Here is a 23,117-nt window from a genome sequence, read left to right on the forward strand (position 1 = left end):
GGTCAGAGGCTCCCCTTGGTGGACGGGATCCCGGCGACGCGCGGCTCGATCCGGGTCGCCTTCATCAGCGCCTTGGCGAAGGATTTGAAGCAGATCTCGACGATGTGGTGCAGGTTGTCCCCCTCGATGAGGCGGACGTGGAGGTTGGCGCCCACGCCGCGCGCGAAGCCCTCGAAGAACACGGGCGCGAGCTCGACGTCCCACGTGCCGAGCTTCGCCTTGGGCAGCGGCACGCGCCAGACGAAGTACGGCCTCCCGGAGAGGTCCAGCGCGCACTGCGCCATCGCCTCGTCCATGGGGAGCGTCGCCTCGCCGTAGCGCGCGATGCCCGCCTTGTCGCCGAGCGCCTGCTGCACGGCCGTGCCCAGGGTGATGCCGCAGTCCTCGGTCGTGTGGTGGCCGTCGATCTCCACGTCGCCCTCGGCGTGGATGGTGAGGTCGAACAGGCCGTGGCGGGCGATCTGATCGAGCATGTGCGTGAGGAAGGGGAGCGGTGTCTTGATCGACGAGCGGCCCTGGCCGTCGAGATCGATCTCGATGCGGATGTCGGTCTCGCGCGTCTTGCGCTCGACGTTGGCGATGCGGGGCATGGCGCGTAGGGTAGTCGCCCCCGACGGCGATGGGGAGCGCCACGGATGAGCCGCCCGTCCGCTGCTTCGGCTCCCCGTCCACCTCCGCTTCCGCCGCGACGTCTGGCCACGTCGGGTTTCCGGCGCCCGGCTGGCGGGCCTTGGACGCAAGCGCCGGATGGAATAAGGTGGCCCCCTGGATAACGTGGCGATGGTGGCGCCTGAAGGCAGCCCCAACGCAGGAGCGTCCGTGAGCGCACCGGTAGCCGAAGGTCAAATTCTGTCGGGGAAATACCGGGTCGAACGCATCCTCGGGCAGGGGGGCATGGGCGTCGTCGTCGCCGCCTTGCACGAGCAGCTCCACCAGCGGGTCGCCATCAAGATGCTCCATCCCGGCGCCAACGCGGAGATGGTGGAGCGCTTCGTGCGCGAGGCGCGCGCGGCGGTGCGCCTGAAGAGCGAGCACGTCGCGCGCGTGCTCGACGTCGGCACGCTCGAGACCGGCGCGCCGTTCATGGTGATGGAGTACCTCGAGGGGAGCGATCTGCAGCAGACCCTGCGGCAGCGCGGCCCGCTCGAGCTGGAGGAGGCCGTGGGCTACGTGCTCGAGGCGTGCGAGGCCATCGCCGAGGCGCACGCGGCCGGCATCATCCACCGCGATCTGAAGCCGGCGAACCTGTTCCTCACGCGCGGGGCCGACGGCAGCGGCATGGTGAAGGTGCTCGACTTCGGCATCTCGAAGGCGCTGGCCGATCCGTCGGCGGCCGGGGCGGAGCCGGAGCTCGGGCTGACGAAGACGGCGATGGTGCTCGGGTCGCCGCTCTACATGGCGCCGGAGCAGATGCGCTCGGCGCGCACGGTCGACACGCGCGCGGACATCTGGTCGCTCGGCGCCATCCTGTACCAGCTGCTCACGGCGCGCGTCCCGTTCGACGCGACCTCGCTGTCCGAGCTCATCCTGATGATCAACACCGAGGCGCCGCCGTCTCCGAGCCTCTTCCGGCGCGACCTGCCGCCGGGCCTGGAGGCGGCGATCTTGCGCTGCCTCGAGAAGGACGTCGCGAAGCGCTTCAGGTCCGTCGCCGAGCTCGCGGGGGCCATCGTCGATTTCGGTCCTCCGCTCGCGCTGGCCTCGCTGGAGCGCATCGAGCGGACGCTGGGGCTCGTGCCCGCGGTCGCCTGGCGCGACCGGGCGAGCGCCGCGCGCGAGCGGATGAGCGTCCCTCCCTGGCCGACGGCGCAGGAGCGGGCGAGCAGCGTCCCCGCGGCGACGGCGCAGGCGCGGGGGAGCGGCAGCGTCGCGCCGCCCGCAGGCTCCACGGCCGGCATGGCGGCGGCCGCGACGGCCGGCCACACGGCGGGGCCGGCGGCCACGGCGCCTGGCTGGGCGGCCGCGGGCTCGGGGTCTGCCGGTCGCAAGCGGGGCGGCCTGGTGCTCGCGCTCGTCGGGGCCGGCGTCGCGGCGGTGGTGCTCGGCGGGGTCCTGCGCTTCGTCACGTTCCGCGGCGACCCGGCCGCCCCTGCGGCTGACCCGTCGGCCACGGCGGCGATCACCGCTGTCGAGCCGTCCACGCCCGCCTCAGCGCCTCCGCCGGTCGCACCGGTCGTGACCGCCGCGACCGTGGCGGCGCCGGCGGAGACGGCGACCGCGCCGACGCCGTCTTCGTCGGCGACCGCATCGGCGGCGCCTCCGGCGACCGCGACGCCGGCCCCCACGGCGCCCCGGCGGACGGGCCCTGCGGGGTCGGGTTCGGCCCGACCGCTCGCGACAGCTCCACCCTCGGCGGCGCCGTCGACCACGACCGCCGCATCGCAAGGGAACGCGAATCCCAGCGTCTTCGATCGGCTCAACGAGAGAGCACCCAAGTGAGCTTGCCTGAAAATGAACGACGGCCGCGGTGGAGCCGCGGGCGTTTCCACATCTCCGCCGCGCTCGCGCTCGGCGGCGTCGCGCTGATCGGCCCCGCGCCTGCTGCGGCCCAGCCCGCACCTCCCGCGGCCCAACCCGCGCCTTCCGCTGCGCAGCCTCCGCGCGCCGGCGCCGGGCCAGCCGCGGCCCAGCCCGCGCCAGCCGCGGCCCAGCCCGCGCCTGGCGCGAGCGCCCCTGCGTCTCAGCGGCCCCTGTCCGAGACGCTCTCGGGCGAGGCCAAGGCCGAGTACGAGGCCGCGCGGATCCTCTTCAACGACGGCGACCACCGCAACGCGATCATCAAGTTCGAGCGCGCCTACGAGCTCTCCCGCGACCCGCGGCTGCTCTGGAACATCGCGCTCTGCCAGAAGAACCTGAAGCGCTACACGCGCCTGCTCGCGACGATCGAGCAGCTCCTCCGCGACGCTGGCCCGCAGCTCACCGAGCAGGACCGCAAGGACGCCGCGGAGCTCATCGAGGCGACGAAGGCCTATGTGAGCCGCCTCGATCTCCAGGCGAGCGAGGCGGGCGCGACCGTCCTCGTCGACGGCGAGGAGGTCGGCCAGACCCCGCTGGGCGAGCCCGTGCTGCTCGACATCGGCACCCGCAGGATCCGGGTGACCAAGAAGGGCTTCAAGGACGTCGAGGTCACCGAGCAGGTGGCGGGCGGCGGCGTGGTCACGGTCAAGGCCACGCTGGAGAAAGAGGTCCACCAGGGCCGGCTCATCGTCGCGGCGCCGCCGGATGCGGTCATCTCCCTCGATGGCCGCGTGGTCGGCCGCGGCACCTGGGAGGGCCCGGTGCCGAGCGGCGGGCATGCGCTCCGCGTCACGGCGTCCGGCATGGTGTCGCACCAGTCCGAGGTCATGATCCTCGACAACCAGACGCGTCGCGTGGAGGTCTCGCTCCTTCCGCAGCCCAAGGGGAGCAACATCGAGACCTGGATCTGGATCGGCGGCGGCGTGGCCGTGGTCGCGGGCGCGCTCCTCCTCGGCTTCGGGGTCCTGGGCGGGGACCCGCCGATCAACGGCAACACGTCGCCCGGCTCGGTCGCCCTGTCCGCGCGCGCCGGCGCCTCGTTCACGATCCCCTTCGGGGGTGGCCGATGACGCGCGGGCGCCGGTGCTGGCTCGTCTGGCCCGCAGCGATCGTGGCGCTCGCGTGCGGGGCCTGCTCCGCGCAGGACGAGATCGTCGTCGCCATCTCGACGGATCTCGCGCTGCCGAAGGACTTCGACGTCCTCCAGGTGCAGGTGTTCGAGGGCGGCGACCGCAAGTTCGAGCAGGCTTACGAGCGGCTCGGCGAGGCCGATCCTGCCGCGCGGTTGCCGGCGACGATCGGCTTCTACTCCGCGAACGGCGGGGGTGAATCGATCCGGATCAAGGTCAGCGCCCGCGTCGGCGACGCGCTCGGCCCGGTGCGCATCCTGCGCGAGGCGGTCACGAGGATCCCGAAGGATCGCGTCGCGCTGCTGACGCTGCCGCTCGACTTCCTCTGCGACGATTCGGGGCGCAGCGACGAGACCGGCGACGTCGTGAGCACCTTCTGCGAGGAGGGGCAGACGTGCGTCGCGGGCGCGTGCGTGTCGAGCCAGATCGACGCGAGCGCGCTGCCCGCGTACTCGCCCAAGGATATCTACGGCGGCGGCGCCGGCGACGGGAGCGGGGACTGCTTCGATGTGACCAGGTGCTTCGAGGGCGGGGCGCCGGCGGAGGTCGACGCGGAGACGTGCTCCATCGCGGGCGAGCGCGGGGCCACGCTGAACGTGGCGCTGCAGACGGCGGCCGGCGACGGCATCTGCGACGACGGCGAGGACGACGACAGGCGATGCCTGGTGGCGCTCGACGCCGGGAGCGACGCCGGCTTCCGGGTCGAGGAAGACGGGCGGATCACGCTGCCGTCGGCGGTGTGCGGGCGGATGGCGGACAGGATCGCGGCCGTGCTGACGGCGCCGACGACGGCAGCGTGCGCCCAGAAGACCGCGGGCCTGCCGACGTGCGGGCCGTGGTCGGCGTCGGGGTCGAAGGAGCCCTGACCGGGAGGGCTACCTGCCGGCCGCGGGCGCGTCCCCCCCTCGCCACCGGCGGCGGCCGGCGAGGATCGCCGCGATCGCAGCGAGCAGCCACAGGGCGGAGGGCGCCGGTGCCCCCTCCGCGCGCGCCGCGAGCCCGCACCCGTTGCCGTGGGCCCGCGGCGTGCCGTCCCCGGGCGGCGAAGCGCCACCACCGCCGCCGCCGGCACCACCGCTGCCGCCCGCGCCGCCGTCATCGCCGCCCGCGCCACCGCCGCCGCCTGCGCCGGTGCCCCCGTCGCCCCCCGCGCCGCCGTCGCCGCCCGCGCCCTCGCCGCCCGTGCCGCCGCCTCCAGCGCCTGCGTCGTCGGGCACGCAGCCGCCGGCCACGCAGGTGCCGCCGGGGCAGCGGGCGCCCTCGTTCGGGAACAGGGCGCACTCGCCGTACCTCGGGTGGCACCGCGCGGCGGTGCAGACATCGCCGGAGGGCGCGCACTGCAGCGGATCGCCGCCCTTGCAGGCGCCGCCCTCGCAGGCGTCGGTCAGCGTGCAGGGATCGCCGTCGTCGCACGGCGCGCCGTCGGGCTTCCGTGGCGCGTCGCAGGCGCACGCGTCGCCCACGCCGTCGCCGTTCGCGTCCTCCTGCGCGCTGTTCGCCAGGAGCGGGCAGTTGTCGTCGCCGTCGGGCGCGCCGTCGCCGTCGTCATCGTCGTCGCAGCGGTCACCCGCTCCGTCACCGTCGGCGTCGTTCTGGCTCGGGTTCGCCGTCACCGGGCAGCTGTCCGTGCCGTCCGGGGCCCCGTCGCCGTCGTCGTCGTCGTCGCAGACGTCGCCGTCGCCGTCGCCGTCGAGGTCGGCCTGGTCGGGGTTCGGGGCGGCGCCGCAGTTGTCGACGCCGTCCTCCACGCCGTCGTCATCCATGTCCCTGGCGTTCAGATCGCACGCGTCGCCCCGGTCGTCCCCGTCCTCGTCGGCCTGATCGGGGTTGGGGACGAGGGGACAGTTGTCGACCTCATCCGTGAGCGCGTCGTTGTCGTCGTCGCTGTCGCACGCGTCCCCGCTGTCGTCCGGCGGCGACTCCTCGGGGTTGTTCTCCTGCCCCGCGTTGGGCGCCGACGGGCAGTTGTCGCCGGCGTCGGGCACGCCGTCACCGTCGTCGTCGGGATCGCAGGCGTCGCCCGCGCCGTCGCCCTCCAGGTCCGCTTGATCGGCGTTGGGCACGAGCGGGCAATTGTCCCGGTCGTCGGTCGCGCCGTCGCCGTCGTCGTCGGGATCGCAGGCGTCGCCCGCGCCGTCCTCGTCCGTATCGGTCTGATCGGGGTTCGGCGCGGACGGGCAGTTGTCCTTGACGTCGTCCGCCCCATCGCCGTCGCTGTCGTGGCCCAGGTCCCAGTTGACGACGCCGGCGCGCTCTGCCGCTGCCATCCCGAGCAGCGTCCCCTCGGGGAGGGCATCGAGGGAGGCCGCGCTCGCGTGCGCGTCGGCCCGGCTCGCGCGCTGCCCGACGAAGTGCATGAGCACCCGCGTCCCCCCGGGCGCGAGCGGCAGGACGAACTCGGCGAAGGGGCCCTGGATGCCCGCGCAGTCGAAGGCGACCAGCCCGACGCTCTCCGGCGCGATCACCGCGGAGGGCCCGTGGAAGTTGAAATGCAGGCTCGGATCTCCCGCCATGTCGATGTCGTCCGTGGCGAGCCATCGGTCGGCCGGCGTGAACTCCAGGTCTCCGCTGTGCGTCTGCGTGATGGTGGTGCCGTCGTCGGCCCCGACGTTCGTCTCGATCCGCACGACCGCGTTGATCGCGCCGTCGGTGGGGTTGTGGAGGATCTCCAGGAAGCGCGCCCACCCTGCGTCCCGGGGCACATACACCTTCCGGGTGATCTCGAGGCTGCCGAGGAGCGTCGGCCCGTGGACGAGCTGCCGCCCGTCCATCTCCGCTGCCCGGACCGAGGCAGGGAAGCTGACGCCGTCGACCCGCAGCCGCATGCCGGTGTCGAAGGCGTCGGCGCTCCCGTCGCTGATCACCCCATCGGTCCCGACGTCCCACCGGAAGCCGAGGCCATCGATGAGCTCCTGGAGGGGCCCCGCGGAGGAGCACTGCGCCGCCGCGCTCCGCGGCGCCGCCGCGATCGCCAGCGTGACGCCGAAGGCTGTGGCCATGACGGTTCGCTTCATCATCTCTCTCTTGCTTCCCGGACCGCGCCGCACGGCCCGACCACGCCCGTCGCCGTCACGGCGCCGCGCCTCGTGGATCCATGGCTACTTCTTCTCCAGGACCACGATCTCGATCCGCCGGTTCTTCTCCCGCCCGGCCGCGCTCTTTTCGTCCGCGATCGGCCGGCTCGACCCGTACCCCTTCGCGACGAGCCGCTCGGCCGCGATCCCCCTGTCGACGAGCCACCTGCGCACCGCCTCCGCGCGCGCCGTCGAGAGCGTCTCGTTGAACCTGGCGTTGCCCGCGCTGTCCGTGTGCGCCGACACCTCGATCTTCACCCACTCCGGGTGCTGCTCGATCACGTCGCGCACCTCGGCGAGCACCGCCTCGCTCTTCGGGTCGATCGGCGCCGGATCGTTCTTCAGCACGCGGAACACGACCGGCTCCAGCAGCGCGACCTGCGCGCCCTGCACCCGCACGCGCGTCGGGCAGCCGCGCGCGGCCGGGTCGTCGTTCGCCGGGCCCCTCTCCGCGGGGCACGCGTCGGCGTCGTCGAGCAGGCCGTCGCCGTCCTGATCCGCGGGCTTGCTCGGCGCCGCGGCGGGGCAGCCGGGGCGCGTCGCGCCGCCCGCTCCGTCGCCCTTCTCCGCGGGGCACGCGTCGAGCGCGTCGGGCAGGCCGTCGCCGTCCTGATCCGCGGGGCAGCCGCGCCGCGCCGGATCGCCGCCCCCGCCGCCGGCGGCCTCGTCAGGGCACCGATCGTCCGGATCGGCGACGCCGTCCTCGTCCCGGTCCTCCACCGGACAGCCGTTTCGTCGCGCCTCCGCGCTGGCCGGCCCGTGCGCATACGGGCACATGTCTGCGGGGCCGGCGATGCCGTCCGCGTCCGGATCCGGGTCCGCCGCCTCCTGCGGCTGCGCGGGAGGAGCCCACGCCACCATCGCCATCGCGCGGAGCGACGGCGTGCCGATCGCCTCCCCGAGCCCCGGACCGGCGGCCGCCCCGAGCACGAGGCCCGCGAGGGGGCGGAGCCGGGCGCTCAGCAGGAGCTCGGCGCTCGTGGTCCGCTCCACGGCGACGCGCTCGCTCCCGGTGAGCGACAGCGAGCCGCCCTGCAGCATCGTCTCGGCGTACAGCTCCGTGCCGATCTGCAGCCGCTCGTCCCAGAGGAGCACGGCCGCGCCGCCGCCGTAGGCGAGCGTCGACGGGTTCCCGGAGCTCCGCATCACCGCGCCGCCCGCGACGCTCCACGCCAGGCGCGAGGCGCGGCCGCCGAGCAGGAGCTGCGGCGTGACGCGGACCGCGCCCTCGCCGACGTACGCGTCCGAGGCGCCCGTGGGCAGGTGCAGGGCCGCGCTCGTGCCGATCTGCAGCGCGTCGCCCTCGCCGCCGAGCAGCCGGACGCGCACGCCGAGGCGCAGGTCGCCGAGCGCGGGGGACGACGGTGCCTCGGGCGCGCCCACGCCGGCCGCGGCGGCGGGGCCGGCGCCGCTCTGCGCGAGCGCCAGCGGCAGCGAGGCCGAGACGAGCAGCCGATCCCAGAGCGAGAGCGAGCCGCCGACGTGCAGGAGCGACTGGCTGCCGACGATCACGCGCTCGGTCGCGGCGCCATCGGAGAGCGTGAGCGGGTCCTCCGCGTGATCGAGCACGACCAGCCCGCGTGGGACCAGGTGCCCGCCGATGAACGGCGACGGCACGGCGAACAGCGGATCGCCCGCGGGGGTCGGCTCGATCCGGCTCAGCGCGACGGCGCCAGGCCCCTCTGCGCGCGCGGGCGACGAGCCCAGGGCGATGCCGAGGAGCGCGCCCGCGAGCGCCGCGCCCGCCGTGATGAGGCCTCTCATGGGCGCCGGATGGTATCCTCGCCAGCGCAGGCGGAGCAAAGACGATTTGTCCACGACATTCCCGTTGTTGCTCGCGTGGCGCGCGCATCGGGTAGCATCGCGGTGACCGGAGCTCGGCCTGCGAGGCGAGTCTCCGCGAGAGCAAGGAGGTTCGATGCGAGGGAAGCACCTGGGCCAGGGGTGGCGCGCCGTCGCGGCCGCGCTCAGCGTGGGGCTCGCGACGGGCGTCGCCGCGGCCCAACCGGCGCCCGCTGCGCCGGCGCGGCCAGCGCCGACCGCGCCCGCTGCGCCGGCCCGGCCGGCGCCCGCGGCGGACGAGAAGCCGCTCTCCGAGTCGCTGACCGGGATGGCCAGGGCCGAGCACGGGGCAGGCACCGCGCTGTTCAAGGACGGCGACTACGCGGGCGCGCTCGCGCGCTTCGAGCGCGCCTACGAGCTGTCGCGCGATCACCGCCTGCTCTGGAACGTCGCGCTCTGCCAGAAGAACCTGCGGCGCTACGCGAAGATGCTCGCGACGCTGCGCCGGATGGAGATCGACGCGGGCGCCGCGCTCTCGGCGCGCGACAAGCAGGACATCGCCGACCTGATCCAGGCTGCCGGAGCGTACGTGTCCCACCTCGAGATCACCGCGAGCGAGGCGGGGGCGACGGTGTCCGTGGACGACGAGCCGGTCGGCACCACGCCGCTCGCCGCGCCGGTGCCGATCGACATCGGCGAGCGCCGCATCCGCGTCTCGAAGCCGGGCTTCGTCGACTTCGTCCGCCAGGAGAAGGTGGTGGGCGGCGGCAGCATCGCCCTCGTGGCGCGGCTCGACAGGGCGGTGCACCGGGGGCGGCTCGCGATCGCCGCGGGGAACGACGACCTCATCGCGCTCGACGGCAAGGTGGTGGGCAAGGGCCGCTGGGAGGGATCGGTGCCGAGCGGGACCCACGCGCTGCGCGTGACCGCGCCCGGGATGACGCCGCACGAGGTCTCGATCCTGGTGCGCGACGAGGAGCTCCGCCGCATCGACGTCTCGCTGGAGCGCGCTCCGGAGCGGGGCGGCGCGAGCGGGTGGCTGTGGATCGGCGGAGGCGCGGCGATCTTCGCCGGCGCGCTCGTCGCGGGCGCCCTGCTCTTCGAGCCGGGGACGCCGGCGGAGCAGGGCAGCCTCGGCACGGTCCCGCTCGGGTTTGGAGGGAGACGGTGATGCGCATGAAGCGGACGAGGGCGGGTTCGATCGCGGCGGTGAGCTTCCTCGGCCTCGCGGCGGCGGCGGGGGCTCCGGCCTGCGGCGGCGAGAAGGGGCAGCTCATGGTCGTCTTCCAGACGGACATGTCGCTGCCGAAGGACATCGACACGATCCGGGTGGAGGCGACGCTCGACGGCTCGGTCGTCTACGACCAGACGTTCGAGCGGCTCGGGGGCGAGGACTCGATCCGCCTGCCGGCCACGCTCGGCTTCCTCACCCCCGACGACCCGACGCGGGCGCTCCGGGTGCGCGTCATCGCGAGCCGCGGCGGGAAGGACGGGGTGCGCCTGCTGCGCGAGGTGGTGACCACCGTGCCGGAGGGCCGGACCGCGACGCTCCACATGCCCATCCAGTTCCTGTGCGACGGCTCGGCCGAGGTCGAGCGCGACGCCGAGGGGAACGCGCTGCGCGACGAGCAGGGCAACGTGCGCGTGAAGAACAGCTGTCCCGAGGGCCAGAGCTGCGTCGCGGGCTCGTGCGTGCCGCGCGAGGTCGACTCGCGCGCCCTGCCCGAGTACGTGGTCGAGGCCGTGTTCGGCGGCGGGGACGGCGACAACGACGGGCTCTGCTTCGACACCCTCCGCTGCTTCGCCGCCGCCGCGTCGGCGCCGGTCGATCTCGAGGCGTTCGCCGCCGACGACACCGTCTGCCTGGCCGCCGCGCCGGGCGGCGACGTCAACGTCGCGCTCCTCACGCAAGGCGGCGGCATCTGCGGCGAGAGCGCGTGCTTCGTGCCGCTCGACGCCGACAGCGACGCGGGGTTCCGGGTCGAGGCGGGCAACGTCCTCCGGCTGCCTGTCGAGGTGTGCAGGCGGGCGCAGCAGGGCAAGCTCGCCGGGATCGCGATCGCGCCCGCGGGCGAGGGCATGTGCCGCCAGAAGGGCACGGACCTGCCGACGTGCGGCCCCTGGTCGGCGTCGGGCGGGGGCCAGTACACCGGGCCCGACGCGTCGGCGCCCATTCCGGTCGCGGTCGCGCAGGTCCACCCGGTGTCGCTGCGCGTGACCGCGGGCGGCGTGGCCTGGATCTCCGGCACGACCTTCGACGAGGCCGGCATGGCCAGGCAAGACGGCGAGGTGAAGGTCGCGCCGCGCGACGGCGGCGAGCCGCTGATCCTCGGCGCCGCGCAGGCGTCGCCGCGGGATCTCGCGATCGACGAGGAGCGGCAGGTCGTCTTCTGGACGAACGCGGAGGCCGGGACGCTGATGGCGGCCCCGCTCGGGGGCGGCGAGCCGCGCGCGCTGCTCGAGGATCTCAGGCAGCCCGAGGGCCTCTCGCTCTCCGACGGCGCGCTCACCTGGACCGAGCTCTGGGGCGGCGGCGTCTTCCGGGCGACGCTGAGCGGCGCTGGCGCGGACGTCGAGCTCGGCGCGCCCGAGGAGCTCGCGCCGCCCGACGCGGTGGTCGCGTCGCCTTACCGCGTGGCCAGCGCGGGTGACACCGTGTGCTGGACCTACCAGGGCACGCTGGGCAGGACCGACGGCGCGGTGGCGTGCAGCAGGGGAGGGGCCACGCTGCTGGTCGCCTCCGAGCAGCTCACCCCGCGGGAGATCGCGCTCGACGTGGACGACCAGGGCAACGCGGCGGCGGTGTACTGGGCGAGCTTCGAGGGCGGCAGCATCTTCCGTGCGGCGCTGGGCGAGGACGCGATCGGCCAGGCCAGCGAGGTCGTGTCGGGCCAGGGCCAGCTCAACGGGCTCGCGCTCGACGAGGCGTACGTCTACTGGACGCGGCGCGATGAGGGCGCGGTCGTGCGCATGCCGAAGGACGGCGACGCGCCCGAGGTGCTGGCCTCGCAGCAGCGGCGGCCGGGCGACGTCGCGGTCGATGAGGCGGCCGTCTACTGGATCAACGAAGGCTCTCCGGATCAGGACGACGGCGCGCCGACGAAGGACGGGGCGATCCTGAAGCTCCCGAAGTGACGCGCGCGGCGGCCAGCCAGGGCGCGCCCATCGAGACGCGGCGCGCGCCCCCCCGCCGCGCGCCGCCTGCGCGCTCGGCGCCGCGTGTGCTATGGCCGGACCTGTGAAGCGAACGGCCCTTCTCCTGTTCCTGCTGGCGCTCCCCGCGTGCGGATCGAGCTACGCCCAGCAGGGCCCGAGCGACACGCTCCGGGCCTACGCGCAGGCGCTCCAGGAGGGGCGCGTCGACGCGGCCTACCGGCTGCTCTCGGACGAGGCCAAGCGGTCGATGTCGCTCGAGGCCTTCCGGCGCGCGGTCCGGGACAACCCCGACGACGCGCTCGAGATCGCCCGCGCCATCGCGCGTCCCGCGGCGGATCCCGTGGTGACGGCGACGGTCACCCTGCCGAACGGCGAGGAGCTCCTGCTCGTCTTCGAGGGGGGCCGCTGGCGGCTCGACGCGGCGGCGGTCGACCTGTACGGCCAGGCGACGCCACGGCAGGCGCTGGTGGGGTTCCTGCGCGCCTTCGAGCGCAGGCGCTACGACGTCATCATGCGCTACGTTCCAGACGCCGAGAAGGAAGGGCTCGGCGAGCCGGCGGGCGGCGCGCCCGGCGAGGCGGGCGCCGCCGCGGGTGAAGCGAGCGCTGCCGTCGGAGAGGGCGCGGCGCAGCCTGCTGGGCCCGCGGGCGCGGCGGGCAGCGCGGGCGCTGACGCGTCGCAGAAGCCCGGCGGTCGGACCGGGACGGCCAGGGCCGTGTCGGGGGCGGCGCAGCTCACGCCCGAGAAGCTGAAGGCCGCCTGGGAGGGGCCTCAGCGGGAGCAGATCAACCGGGTCGTCCAGGCGATCAAGGCGGCGCTGCCGACCGCGACCATCGAGGAGACCGGGGACAGCGCGTCGATGGCCTACGGCGCTGGCGGCACGGTCGCTTTCACCCGCGAGCACGGGGTCTGGAAGATCAAGGACTTCTAGCGGCGCGCCCGCGACATGGCTTCGAGAAGAGCGCTGTACTAGGGTTGTCTGTATGCCGACAGGCGATCCTTCTTCGCGAACGCCCCCCTCGCCCGACGCCGACAGCGTCCCGATCCTCCCGCTCCGCAACTCGGTGCTGTTTCCGATGTCGGTCGTGCCGATCAACGTCGGACGGCCACGGAGCGTCCGCCTCGTCGAGGATCTCCTCGGCCGCGAGCGCGCGCTCGTCGGGGTGATCAGCCAGCGGTCGCCGGACGTCGACGAGCCGACGTTCAAGGAGCTCTACTCCGTCGGGACCGTCGCGCGCGTCGTGAAGGTCATCCGGCTCGGGCCGAACAACTACTCGGTCGTGCTGAACGGGCTCGGCCGCTTCCGGGTGAAGGCGGCGTTCTCGCTGGAGCCGTACATGCGCGCGCGGATCGAGCGCATCCCGGAGTCGCTCGTCCGCGACGTGGAGCTCGAGGCGCTCGGCGCCGGCCTGCGCGAGGCGACGCGCGAGGTGCTCGGCCTCATGCCGAACCTGCCGCGCGACACCGCGGGCATCCTCGACAACGTGCGCGAGCCCGGCGCGCTCGCCGATCTCATCGCCTCGAACTTCCCGCAGGCTCAGGCGTCGGTCGGCGACAAGCAGGAGATCCTCGAGGCGTTCGACGTGAAGGCCCGCGTCCGCCTCGTGCTCGCGATGGTCGGCCGGCAGCTCGAGGTGCTGCGGGTCAAGAAGGAGATCTCCTCCATGGTGCAGGAGGAGATGGGCAAGTCGCAGCGCGAGTACATCCTCCGGCAGCAGATGAAGTCGATCAAGGAGGAGCTCGGCGAGGGCGGCGACGACGACGAGATCGAGGAGCTCCGCGAGCGCATCCGGCGCGCGAAGGTGCCGGCGGAGGTCGACAAGGTCGTGCGCAAGCAGCTCAGCCGGCTGCGCTCGATGGCGCAGCAGTCGGCCGAGTTCAACGTCACGAAGACCTACCTCGAGTGGATCGCGGATCTGCCGTGGTCCAAGACGACCGTGGACAAGCTCAGCGTCGAGAGCGTGCGCCGCTGCCTCGACGAGGATCACCTCGGCCTCGAGAAGGTGAAGAAGCGGATCGTCGAGTACTCGGCGATCCGGCAGCTCCGCACGGACAAGAAGGGGCCGATCCTGCTCTTCATCGGGCCGCCTGGCGTCGGCAAGACGTCGCTCGGCAAGTCGATCGCGCGCAGCATGGGGCGGCGCTACGAGCGCATCGCGCTCGGCGGCGTGCGCGACGAGGCGGAGATCCGCGGTCACCGGCGCACGTACGTGGGCGCGCTGCCCGGGCGCATCCTGCAGGCGCTCAAGAAGGCGGGGACGCGGAACCCGGTGCTCGTGCTCGACGAGGTCGACAAGATGGGCGTCGATCTGCGCGGCGACCCGGCGGCGGCGCTGCTCGAGGTGCTCGATCCCGAGCAGAACTCGACGTTCCAGGACCACTACCTCGACCTGCCGTTCGACCTGTCGCAGGTGATGTTCCTCGCCACGGCGAACAACTGGGACGGCATCCCGGGGCCGCTCGTCGATCGCATGGAGGTCATCGAGGTCCCCGGCTACACGCGGACCGACAAGCTCGGGATCGCGCGGGAGTTCCTGGTGCCCAAGCAGCTCTCGGCGCACGGGCTCACGGACGAGCGCCTGGAGTTCACGGAGCCGGGCGTCGCGGCGATCGTCGACCACTACACGCGCGAGGCGGGCGTGCGCGGCCTCGAGCGGCAGATCGCGGCGGTGTGCCGCGCGACGGCGGTGAAGGTCGCCGAGGGCCACGACGTGCGCGAGGTGGCGACGCCCGAGCACGTCGAGCAGGTGCTCGGGCCGCACAAGCACCGGCCGGAGGTGGCCGAGCGGGCGCTCCAGCCCGGGGTCGCGACCGGCCTCGCGTGGACGCCGGCGGGCGGCGAGATCCTCTTCATCGAGGCGACGAAGATGCCGGGCAAGGGCAACGTGGTGCTCACCGGCAACATGCGGAACGTGATGCAGGAGTCGGCGAGCACGGCGGTGAGCTTCGTGCGCAGCAAGGCCGACCGGCTGCACCTCGATCCGGAGTGGCTCAAGGAGATCGATCTGCACGTGCACATCCCGCAGCACGGCACGCCGAAGGACGGGCCGAGCGCCGGGGTGACGATGTTCGCCGCGGTGGCGTCGCTGCTCCTCGGCGCGCCGGTGCGGAGCGACATCGCGATGACGGGGGAGATCTCGCTGCGCGGGCGGGTGATGCCGGTCGGCGGCGTGAAGGAGAAGCTCCTGGCGGCGCACCGCGCCGGCATCCGGCACGTGCTCATCCCCGCGAAGAACCGGCGCGATCTCGAGGATGTGCCGCAGGACGTGAAGGATCAGGTCAAGATCACGATGGTGTCGTCGATGGAGGAGATCCTGCCGATCGTCCTCGAGCCCCCGCGCCGCTCCTCATCGCAGAGCGCGTCCGCGGACGAGGTCGAGGAGCAAGCGGGGGCGTGAGGGGCCTCGCGCGATGACGCGGGTGGCGGTGGTCTCGGGCGGCAACCGGGGGATCGGGCTCGAGATCTGCCGCCAGCTCGCGCGCCGCGCGATCCACGTCGTGCTGGGGAGCCGGGACGAAGATCGCGGGCGCGCCGCCGCGGCCGCGCTCGCGGAGCAGGGCCTCTCGGTCGAGCCCCGGCGCCTCGACGTGTCCGACGAGGCGAGCGTCGAGGAGCTCGCGCGCGCGCTCGCGACGGAGCACGGCGGCGTCGACATCGTCGTCAACAACGCGGGCATCGCGATGAAGGGCTTCGACGCCGAGGTCGCGCGCGCCACCATCGACGTCAACTTCTTCGGTGCGCTCCGGCTGACGGACGCGCTGCTCCCGTGGATGCGGCGTGAGGGGAGGGTCGTCATGGTGACGAGCGGGCTCGGCGACCGGCGCAGCGTCTCCGCGTCGCTGCAGGCGCAGCTCGGGAAGGTCGACATGACGCGCGACGAGCTCATCGGGCTGATGCGCAAGTTCGTCGGCGACGTGAGCGCGGGGCGCCATGTCGCGGAGGGGTGGCCGTCGTCGGCCTACGCGGTCTCGAAGATCGGGCTCAACGCGCTCACGGGCGTCCTCGCGAGGGAGCTCGCGGGGGACGGGCGCGGGATCCTCTGCAACGCGGCCTGCCCAGGCTGGGTGCGCACGGACATGGGCGGCGCGCGCGCGCCGCGGTCCGTGGAGGAGGGGGCCGAGACGCCGGTGTGGCTCGCGCTGCTGCCGAGCGGCGGCCCGCAGGGCGGCGTGTTCCGCGACAAGGCCCCCGCGAGCTGGTGACCAACGCAGGTCGCCGCGCGCCGGCGCGGCGCGACGGCCGCCGCGCGCTGGTGAGGCGCCATGGAGCGGCGTGCGAGCGGCCTAGCCGTGGCACGCCCGCACGAACCCGCAGCGCAGCCGGCGGCACGTCTCGACAGGCACCGCGTCGAAGCGGCCCTCGCCCCTCGCCTCGGAGAAGCGCTCAGCGAGCCGGGCGAGCTCACGCTCGAACCGCGCATGTTCGTCGTCCGCGATCGTCCCCATCGTCCCCGAGGCGCTGAGCCACGCGGGCTCCGCCGCGGCGCCGAGGAAGAGCACGCCGGCGCGGATCGGTCGATCCGGATGGCGCTTCCTCAGCGCGAGCGCGCTCGCCCGCAGGCGAAGCTCGTACGGCGCGAGATCTGGCCGGGGGCGCGCGCGCTTGTATTCGATGACATCGACGAGCCCGCTCGGATGCAGCACGGCGAGATCGATCGCGAGCGCCAGCGCGAGCCTGACGCCGCGCCGCTCGCCGGCGCTCTGGGGCTCCACGTCGAGCACGAACGCCTCCTCCCGGAGGAGCGCTGCCTCTTCGTCCCGCACCTGCCGCGCGTAAGGCCCTCCCAGGAAGCGGGCGAGGCCCTCGGCGGTGCGCAGCGCGTCGGGGCCGTGCGGCGTGAGCCCCTCGAAGGTGAGCCGCGCGACGACGTCCGCGGCGTCCGTCGGCTCGCCCCACCGCGCGCGCGGCCAGCGCTGGAGCACCCGGTGCGCGGCGCGTCCGGGTGGGCGAGGGTCCGCGCCGTCCTCGAGCTCGACGCGCTCCTCGCCGGGCAGCTCGGGCGGGCCCTCGACGTCGAACAGGCCGAGCTGGCCCTCGCCGGCGGGCTCGCCGATGCCGAGGAGGTGCCTCAGCCGGAAGCGGCGAGGGCACCCCTGGAACGTCGCGAGCGATGCCGTCGCGATCCGCACCGTCTGCGCGCGCGCGGGCTCCGCGGCCGCCGGCGCGGGAGGGACCGGCGCGGCGCGCGCGTACGCGTCGGTGCCAGGGGCGGGCGGCTTCGCCTCGGCGAGCAGCGCGCGGGCCTCGAGCGTGGCGCTGATCGTGCCGGCGAGCAGCGCGGGCACCTGGGGATCCACGGCGGGGGCCGACGCGGGGCGGAGCTCGGCGCCGCCGTCGGCCGACGCGGGGCGGGGCTCGGCGTTCGCCGTCAACGTGAGCCACGCCGAGCCGCTCCGCGGCCTGGCCGCGGCGCCGACGAGGACGAGCTCGCGGCGGGCGCGGGTGATCGCAACGTAGGTCAGCCGCTGCCGCTCGGCGCGCTCCCGCGCCCGCACCTCGGCGCGCGCCGCCTGGAGCGCCGGCGTGCTGATGGGCCACGACGGCCCGTGCGCCGACGCCTCGGCGTCGTGGAGCGAGCCGGCCCGCGACGGCCTGTCGATGCGCCGCGCGTGATGGCGCACGAGCAGCGCGGCGGGGCGGTCCGCGGCAGCGGGGATGTAGCTCAGGCCGGGCTGGTCCGCGCGGGGCTCCGCGTTCAGATCCAGGAGCACCACGGCCGGGAAATCGAGCCCCTTGCTGGCGTGGATCGTCGTGAGCCGCACGGCGTCGTCGTCGGGCGAGAAGACGGCGGCCTCCGGCTCGTCCGCCTCGTCGCGGATGCGGCGGTCGAGCCAGCGGACGAAGCTCGCGAGCGAGCCCCCCCGGCGGCGGGCGATGGAGATCAGGCGGTCGACGTTGCCGATCCGCGCCTGCGCGCGGGGGAGCGCGGCGAGGACGCGGTCGAGATCGAAGGCGGAGACCGCGGCGCGGATCGCCTCCCCGGGCGTCGAGCGGAGCGCCGCGCGGCGCAGCCCGGAGAAGCGGGCGCGGAACGCCTCGAGCCGCTCGCGATCCGCCGCGGACAGCCGCGCGAGCGCGGGGAGGGGACGCGCGTCCCCGGGCTCGGCGTCGTCCTGCGAGGGCGCCCGGCCCCCCTGCGCCGCGGCGGCGCTCGGCCAGCGGCCGTGCAGCGGGACGGTGAGGCCTCGGCCGGGCGGCGCGAGGATCGCGAGCGCCGTGTCCGAGAGCGCCACCATCGGGCCGCGCAGGACGGTCGCGAGGGCAAGGCGATCCTGCGGATCGAGCAGCAGGCGGAGGATCGCGGCCACGTCGCGGACCTCCGCCGCGTCGAAGAGCGCGCGGCCCGCGACGACGTACGGGATCTCGAGGCGCGCGAGGGCGAGCTCGACGAGCGGGATCGTGCTCCGGCGCCGCGCGAGCACGGCGACGTCGCGGAAGCGCAGATCGCCGCCCGCGGCCTCGCCCGCGGCGCCGTCGCCGCCCGCGGCCTCCCTCGCGCCGCGGACGCGCCGCGCGATGTACGCGGCCGCGATCAGCGCCTCGCGGAGCTGCCCCCGCGCGTCCCGGACGAGCGCGTCGACCCCGTCCGGGGCGCTGCCGTCGTCGTGGACGAGCGCGACCTCCGTCGAGCCCTGCGAGGCCCCGCCCGGCGCCGCGACGAGGTGCTCCGCCGCGCTGTAGGCGATCTCGAACTCGCGCGGCGCGCCCGCGCCGCCCTCGCCCGCGCGGTCCTGGGAGAAATCGCGCGCCGAGAACGCGTTGATGAACGCGAGCAGCTCGGGCGTCGACCGGCGGCTCTCCCGGAGGGCGACGAAATCAGCGCTCGGCTCGGGCGACCAGAGCGAGGGCGAGAGCTCGAGCGCGCGGCCCGCGGCGGCGCCTGCGAGCTCCGCGCAGACGCGGCAGAAGATCGCGACGTCGGCGCCGCGGAACCCGTAGATCGACTGCTTCCGATCGCCGACCAGGAACAGCCCGTGCGCCGACAGGCCGCCCGCCGTCGGGGCGACGCCGGCCGGGCGCGCCAGGGCGGCGTCATCGCGCTCGCGCAGGAGGTACACGAGATCGCGCTGCACCGCGCTCGTGTCCTGGAACTCGTCGACGAGCAGCACGTCGACCGACCCGCGCACCGCCGCGCCGATCGCCGGGTCGTCGCGCAGCCCGTCCCGGGCCGCGCGCAGGAGATCCCCGAAGCCGAGGCCGCCCTCGGTGCGGCGGATGGCGGCGAGCCGCTCGCGGATCTCCTCCAGCAGGTCGACGATCCGCGCCTCGCGGCGCGCCAGCGCGGGCGCCTCGCGGAGGAAGCCGAGGAGCTGCTGCGCCTTGTCGCGGTGGGTCTCGCCCGGGAGCGCCTCGCGGAAGGCGAGGAGCGCCTCGTCGGCCGGCGTGCACTTGCTCTTGTGCGGCCTGCGCTGCGTGAGCAGCTCGACCAGCGCGGCGCTCGCCGCGCCCGCCGGGAACGGCCCGCCGCCGCCCTCGCGGCCGAGCGCCGCGGCGAGCGCGGCCGCCGGCTCGCGGAACGCCGCGCTGCCGAGCGCTGCGCTCTCGGCGGCGAGCCGGTACAGCTCCCGCGCGAGCGCGCCGGCCTCTGCGGCGTGGTCGGACAGGGCGAGCCGCCGCGGCGTGAGGCCGTCCTCGTCGAGCCGGTCGAGCAGGCGCGTCACCTCGCTCCGCGCGGCCTCCACGCTGCCCGTCGCGGCGACGAGCGCGCGCGCGGCCTCGGCGCGCTCGCCCCCCTCCGCGAGCGCGCGGCTCAGCGCCTCGTCGACCGCGAGATCGCTGAGCGCCTGCGCCTCCTCCTCGTCGAGGATGCGCGCGGCGGGCGAGAGCCCCATCGCGATCGCGTGCCGGTCCACGATCTGCTTGGCCACGCCGTGGAGCGTGTCGATGCGCGCGGCGGGGAGCCGGGCGAGCGCCTCCTCCGCGCGCTTCCGCAGCTCGCCCACGGACGGCGCCTCGCCGCCCGCGCCGACGGCCGCCTGCCGCGCGCGGAGGATGTCGGCGAAGGGGATGCTCGCCTCGCCGTCCCAGCGCGCGATCTCCCGCAGCGAGCGCTCGATGCGGTGGGCGATCTCGCGCGCCGCGGCGCGCGAGAACGTCGTCGCGACGATGCGGTCCGGCGGCACCGGCGGCGCGGCGGACGCGGCGTCGGGCCGGCCGAGCGAGGTGAGGCCGAGCGTGAGCAGCACGTAGAGCGCCGTGAGGCGGTGCGTCTTGCCGGTGCCGGCGCTCGCGGCGACGACGACGTTGCGGCGGAAGGCGTAGATGAGCGCGTCGCCCTCGGCGAGCGCCGCCCCGCGCGGCGCGGCGCTCACGCGACCTCCTCCGCGGCCTCGTCGGTCGGCACGACCGCGGGGCGCCGGCACACGTCGCGCGCGTCGCAGCGCGCGCACAGCGTCGGCAGCGCCGGCCGCGGCGCGGCCCTGCCGTGCCAGAGCGCGACGACGGCCGCCCGCGCCGTCCGCGCGGCCTCGCCCCACCCCTCCGCGAGCGCGCGCTGCTCCTCGGCCGTGCGCGGCCACAGCTCGATCATCCCGCGCTGGCGCACGCCGATGTAGACGGCGCGCACCTCCTCCGCGCCCAGCGCGCGCGCCGCGATGGCGCTGTAGAGCGGGAGCTGGAGCGCGCGCCGCCGCTCCTTCGCGTCGGGGAGCTTGCCGGTCTTGTAGTCGACGACCCGCACGACGCGCTGGTCGGTCGAGCGATCGATGCGGTCGATCTGGCCGTCGACCCACAGGCTCGGCGCGCCGGCCGCGCCCTCCTCGTCGTCGTCCGACGGGGGCAGCTCGAGCGGCTGCCACGGGGGCGCCTCTCCCGCGCCGAAGCGCCGCTCGGCCAGGAAGAAGCGGAGCTCCGGCGACGACTCCTCCCCGTCGATGGCGCGGACCACGACCTCCAGCACGTCCGCGATCGCCTTCTCGACCGCCTCGCGGCGGAGCGGGGCCATGGGCGCCGAGACGCCGAGCGCCGCCTCGGCCGCCGCGCGCGCGGCCGCGAGCTGCTCGGCCGGATCGCGGTCCGGGCCGAGCTCGCGCAGCGCCTCGAACGAGGCCTGCAGGGCGCGGTGGATCAGCGTGCCACGCTCGCGCGCGTCGGCCGACTCGGCGAGATCCTCGGCGCGGCGCACGTTCAGCACGCGGCGGGCGAACCCCGCGAAGGCGCAGCCCACGGCGCGCTCGATGTGGGTGACCGCGATCGGCCTGTCCGGGTGCGCCCCGCCGATCGCCGCCCTGAGCTGCGCGACCAGCGCGGGATCCTCGTCGAGGCGGACGCGCCCCGTGTGGAGGTCGATCGGCGCCCGCGGATCGAGGAAGAAGTCCGCGCGCGCGCGCTCGATCCGGACGCGCTCCGCGATGTCCGCCGCCGGCCTCCCGCCGCCCGCGAGGGCGACGAGCTCCGCGTCGCGCGGCCCGAGCGTCGCCGCGTCCGGCGCGACGCGCGAGGCGGGCTCCGTCCGCCGGCGAGCGCCGCCCGCGGCGGCCGCCTCGAAGAGCGGGTGCGGCTCGTTCGGCTCGCTGTCGTCCCCGCGCGTGAAGCAGACGGCGATGCTCCTCGCGCCGGCGAGCGCCCAGCCGAGCTCCGCGCGCTGGGCCGCCTGGCGCTCGCGCCCCGACGCGGGGCGGCTCGGCGCGGGCAGCCTGGCGCGGAGCGGCTCGCCGAGCAGGGTCTCGTCCGCGCCGGGGCTCCCGCCGTAGGCGCGCGCGTCGAGCCCGGTCACCACCACGACGTCGTGCTCGAGCGCCGTGAACCCGGCGGCGACATCGACGCGCACGGCGCCGGCGCGGCCCGCGTCCCCGCGCGGCCCGGCGCCCTGCTCGGCCGCGGCCCGCTCGAGTTCCGCGTAGACCTCGGCCGCGGTGGCGCTCCGCTCCTCGCAGCCGAGGTCGCGCGCGGCCCGCGCGAGCGCCTCCGCCTGCTCGCGGATCGCGCGCGCGGCCCGGGCGCCCTGGCCCATCGCCTCGAGCGCGATCCCCCCGCCGCCCCGCCGCTCCCCGCGCAGCGCGGCGCGGAGCTCCTCGACCCCGGGCTCGCCGAAGCCCAGCTTGTCGAGGAGCGACAGGAACCGCCGCACGATCTCGGGCCGCGTCGTCGCCTCTCCGACCCAGCGGGCGCTGGCGAGCAGCCGCTCGAGCGCGTGGGGCATCCACGCCTCCTCGTCATCGCCGTGCACGTCGCCCGCGCGGCGCAGCACCTCCGCGCCCAGGTCGAGCTCCGCCTCCTCGAGCCGCGCCGCGCGGCCGGCGGCCCGCGTCGGCGCGCCGCGGCGGTCCGCGCGGCGCGCCGCCACGACGGAGATGAGGCTCTCGATGAGCAGCCGGCCCGTGCGATCCACCTCGACCGGCACGTCGCGCAGCCGGTGGGCGAGGTCGGCCGAGCGCCTCTCGGCCTCGGCGGCGGACGTGCGGTCCATCCAGGCGCCCGCGTGGACCCCGGGCGCGCGGAGGATCTCGATCGCCTGCTCGCGCCGGACCGGGCCCACGGCGAGGCGGAGCAGCGCGAGCGCCACGCGCCCGTCGGGGCAGCTCGCGGCGGCGCGGCCGCGCGGCTCCCAGAAGCGGACGCCCGCGTCGGCCAGCGCGGCCCGGAGCGGCTCCAGCGCCGCGTCGTCGAGCGTTGGCACGACGACGGCGATCCGCTCGGGCGGGGTCCCGCGGCCGAGCGCCGCGGCCACCTCGGCGGCGGCGGCGCGCGCCTCGCCCTCCGCAGTCTTCGCGCTGATCGCGGCGAGCGGCTCCGCGCCCGCGTCGGGCACCCACGCGATCTCCGGCGCTTCCTCGAGCGATGCCCAGCGCCGCTCGAGGGCATCGGCGACGGGCGCCGCGCCGTCGCCGTGGAGGGCCGGCAGCTCGACGGTGACCCCTGCGCCGTCGCGGGCGCGGACGGCGGCGTGGAGCGCCTCGACCCAGGCGAGATCGTCGGGCTCCCAGGAGACGGCGCCGCGGATCGTGACCTTGCGCGGCAGCGGGAGCGCGCCGGACGTACCCCCGGCGCGGAGCGCCCGCGCGAGCAGGGAGCCCGCGCTGCGCGGGTCCACGAGGCGCGCCGCCCGCAGGGCAGCGTCCGCCCGCTCGAGCACCTCGCCGATGGCCATCGCGTACGGTGTACCGAGCGCCCGCAGGTCCGCCGGGGTGGTGCCGGCGCGCCGGAAGCTCCCGAGGGCGCGGTCCAGGGCGTGCGCGAGCGCGACGCGCGCGGCGGGCTCGGCCGGCTGCCGCAGCCGCTCCGGCGGCAGCGCGTCGAGGGCGATCCGCGTGGCCAGGCGGGTCGCCTGCGGGCTCGCGATGGCGACGTCCGGCGCGAGCAGCGCGAGCGCCTCGGAGACGAAGCTCCACCGTGAGCGCACTTCCAGGCCCGCGGCGCGCGCCTCGCGTCCATCAAGCGCGGCGAGCTCGCGCTCGACGTGCCGCTCGGTCGGGACGAGGAGGAGCGATGTCCTGATCACCGCTGCCAGACGGCCGG

At 75.6% G+C, this 23,117-nt stretch carries 13 protein-coding genes; 8 read left to right on the top strand and 5 right to left on the bottom strand.

All coding sequences use genetic code 11. The features are described from left to right. Positions 1-2: 2 nt before the first annotated feature. Positions 3-590 carry an imidazoleglycerol-phosphate dehydratase HisB gene (hisB, locus tag WME76_RS10405; RefSeq protein ID WP_061607680.1) on the bottom strand — a complete coding sequence of 196 codons (588 nt, stop codon included), beginning with the start codon at positions 588-590 and terminating at the stop codon, positions 3-5. A 229-nt stretch (positions 591-819) separates the two neighbouring features. On the opposite strand from hisB, the gene WME76_RS10410 reads away from it, so the two are divergent. Genes WME76_RS10410 through WME76_RS10420 form a run of 3 tightly spaced genes read left to right on the top strand, consistent with a single transcriptional unit; the run spans position 820 to position 4,513 of the window. After that, complete coding sequence (locus WME76_RS10410; RefSeq protein WP_437959997.1) at positions 820-2,439, top strand: serine/threonine-protein kinase; 1,620 nt, start codon at positions 820-822, stop codon at positions 2,437-2,439. Beyond that, a complete protein-coding gene (locus tag WME76_RS10415) occupies positions 2,436-3,587 on the top strand; it encodes a PEGA domain-containing protein (RefSeq protein WP_437959998.1) in 1,152 nt (383 codons plus the stop codon). Before WME76_RS10410 ends, WME76_RS10415 begins: the two co-directional genes overlap by 4 nt. Continuing rightward, complete coding sequence (locus WME76_RS10420; protein WP_437959999.1) at positions 3,584-4,513, top strand: hypothetical protein; 930 nt, start codon at positions 3,584-3,586, stop codon at positions 4,511-4,513. The genes WME76_RS10415 and WME76_RS10420 overlap by 4 nt, the downstream gene beginning before the upstream one ends. Before the next feature lie 9 nt (positions 4,514-4,522). Here the strand turns inward: WME76_RS10420 and WME76_RS10425 are convergent, their stop codons facing one another. Together WME76_RS10425 and WME76_RS10430 are read right to left on the bottom strand one after the other, a co-directional pair. Next, positions 4,523-6,664, bottom strand: coding sequence for a thrombospondin type 3 repeat-containing protein (locus WME76_RS10425; RefSeq protein ID WP_437960000.1), 2,142 nt, complete (start codon positions 6,662-6,664; stop codon positions 4,523-4,525). An 81-nt stretch (positions 6,665-6,745) separates the two neighbouring features. Further along, on the bottom strand, positions 6,746-8,485 hold the full coding sequence (locus WME76_RS10430; protein ID WP_437960001.1) for an OmpA family protein: 1,740 nt from the start codon (positions 8,483-8,485) through the stop codon (positions 6,746-6,748). 154 nt (positions 8,486-8,639) lie between these two features. On the opposite strand from WME76_RS10430, the gene WME76_RS10435 reads away from it, so the two are divergent. From WME76_RS10435 to WME76_RS10455, 5 genes are all read left to right on the top strand, one after another. Then, a complete protein-coding gene (locus WME76_RS10435) occupies positions 8,640-9,674 on the top strand; it encodes a PEGA domain-containing protein (RefSeq protein WP_437960002.1) in 1,035 nt (344 codons plus the stop codon). A gap of 5 nt (positions 9,675-9,679) precedes the next feature. Beyond that, positions 9,680-11,638, top strand: a complete 1,959-nt coding sequence (locus tag WME76_RS10440) for a hypothetical protein (protein WP_437960003.1) — start codon at positions 9,680-9,682, stop codon at positions 11,636-11,638. A 103-nt stretch (positions 11,639-11,741) separates the two neighbouring features. Continuing rightward, complete coding sequence (locus tag WME76_RS10445; RefSeq protein WP_437960004.1) at positions 11,742-12,590, top strand: hypothetical protein; 849 nt, start codon at positions 11,742-11,744, stop codon at positions 12,588-12,590. Between the two features lie 52 nt (positions 12,591-12,642). Beyond that, positions 12,643-15,057: an endopeptidase La gene (gene lon, locus WME76_RS10450; RefSeq protein WP_437960005.1), complete on the top strand. Its 2,415-nt coding sequence runs from the start codon at positions 12,643-12,645 to the stop codon at positions 15,055-15,057. A 13-nt stretch (positions 15,058-15,070) separates the two neighbouring features. Continuing rightward, positions 15,071-15,862, top strand: coding sequence for an SDR family oxidoreductase (locus WME76_RS10455; protein WP_437960006.1), 792 nt, complete (start codon positions 15,071-15,073; stop codon positions 15,860-15,862). A gap of 81 nt (positions 15,863-15,943) precedes the next feature. Here WME76_RS10455 and WME76_RS10460 read toward each other — a convergent pair whose 3' ends face one another. Continuing rightward, positions 15,944-19,972, bottom strand: coding sequence for a UvrD-helicase domain-containing protein (locus tag WME76_RS10460; RefSeq protein WP_437960007.1), 4,029 nt, complete (start codon positions 19,970-19,972; stop codon positions 15,944-15,946). Continuing rightward, positions 19,969-23,100 (bottom strand): PD-(D/E)XK nuclease family protein, encoded by a 3,132-nt coding sequence (locus WME76_RS10465; RefSeq protein ID WP_437960008.1) that lies wholly within the window; start codon positions 23,098-23,100, stop codon positions 19,969-19,971. Before WME76_RS10465 ends, WME76_RS10460 begins: the two co-directional genes overlap by 4 nt. Between the last annotated feature and the right edge of the window lie 17 nt (positions 23,101-23,117).

It is taken from the genome of Sorangium sp. So ce119, from assembly GCF_051524405.1.
GTDB lineage: Bacteria > Myxococcota_A > Polyangia > Polyangiales > Polyangiaceae > Sorangium > Sorangium cellulosum_G.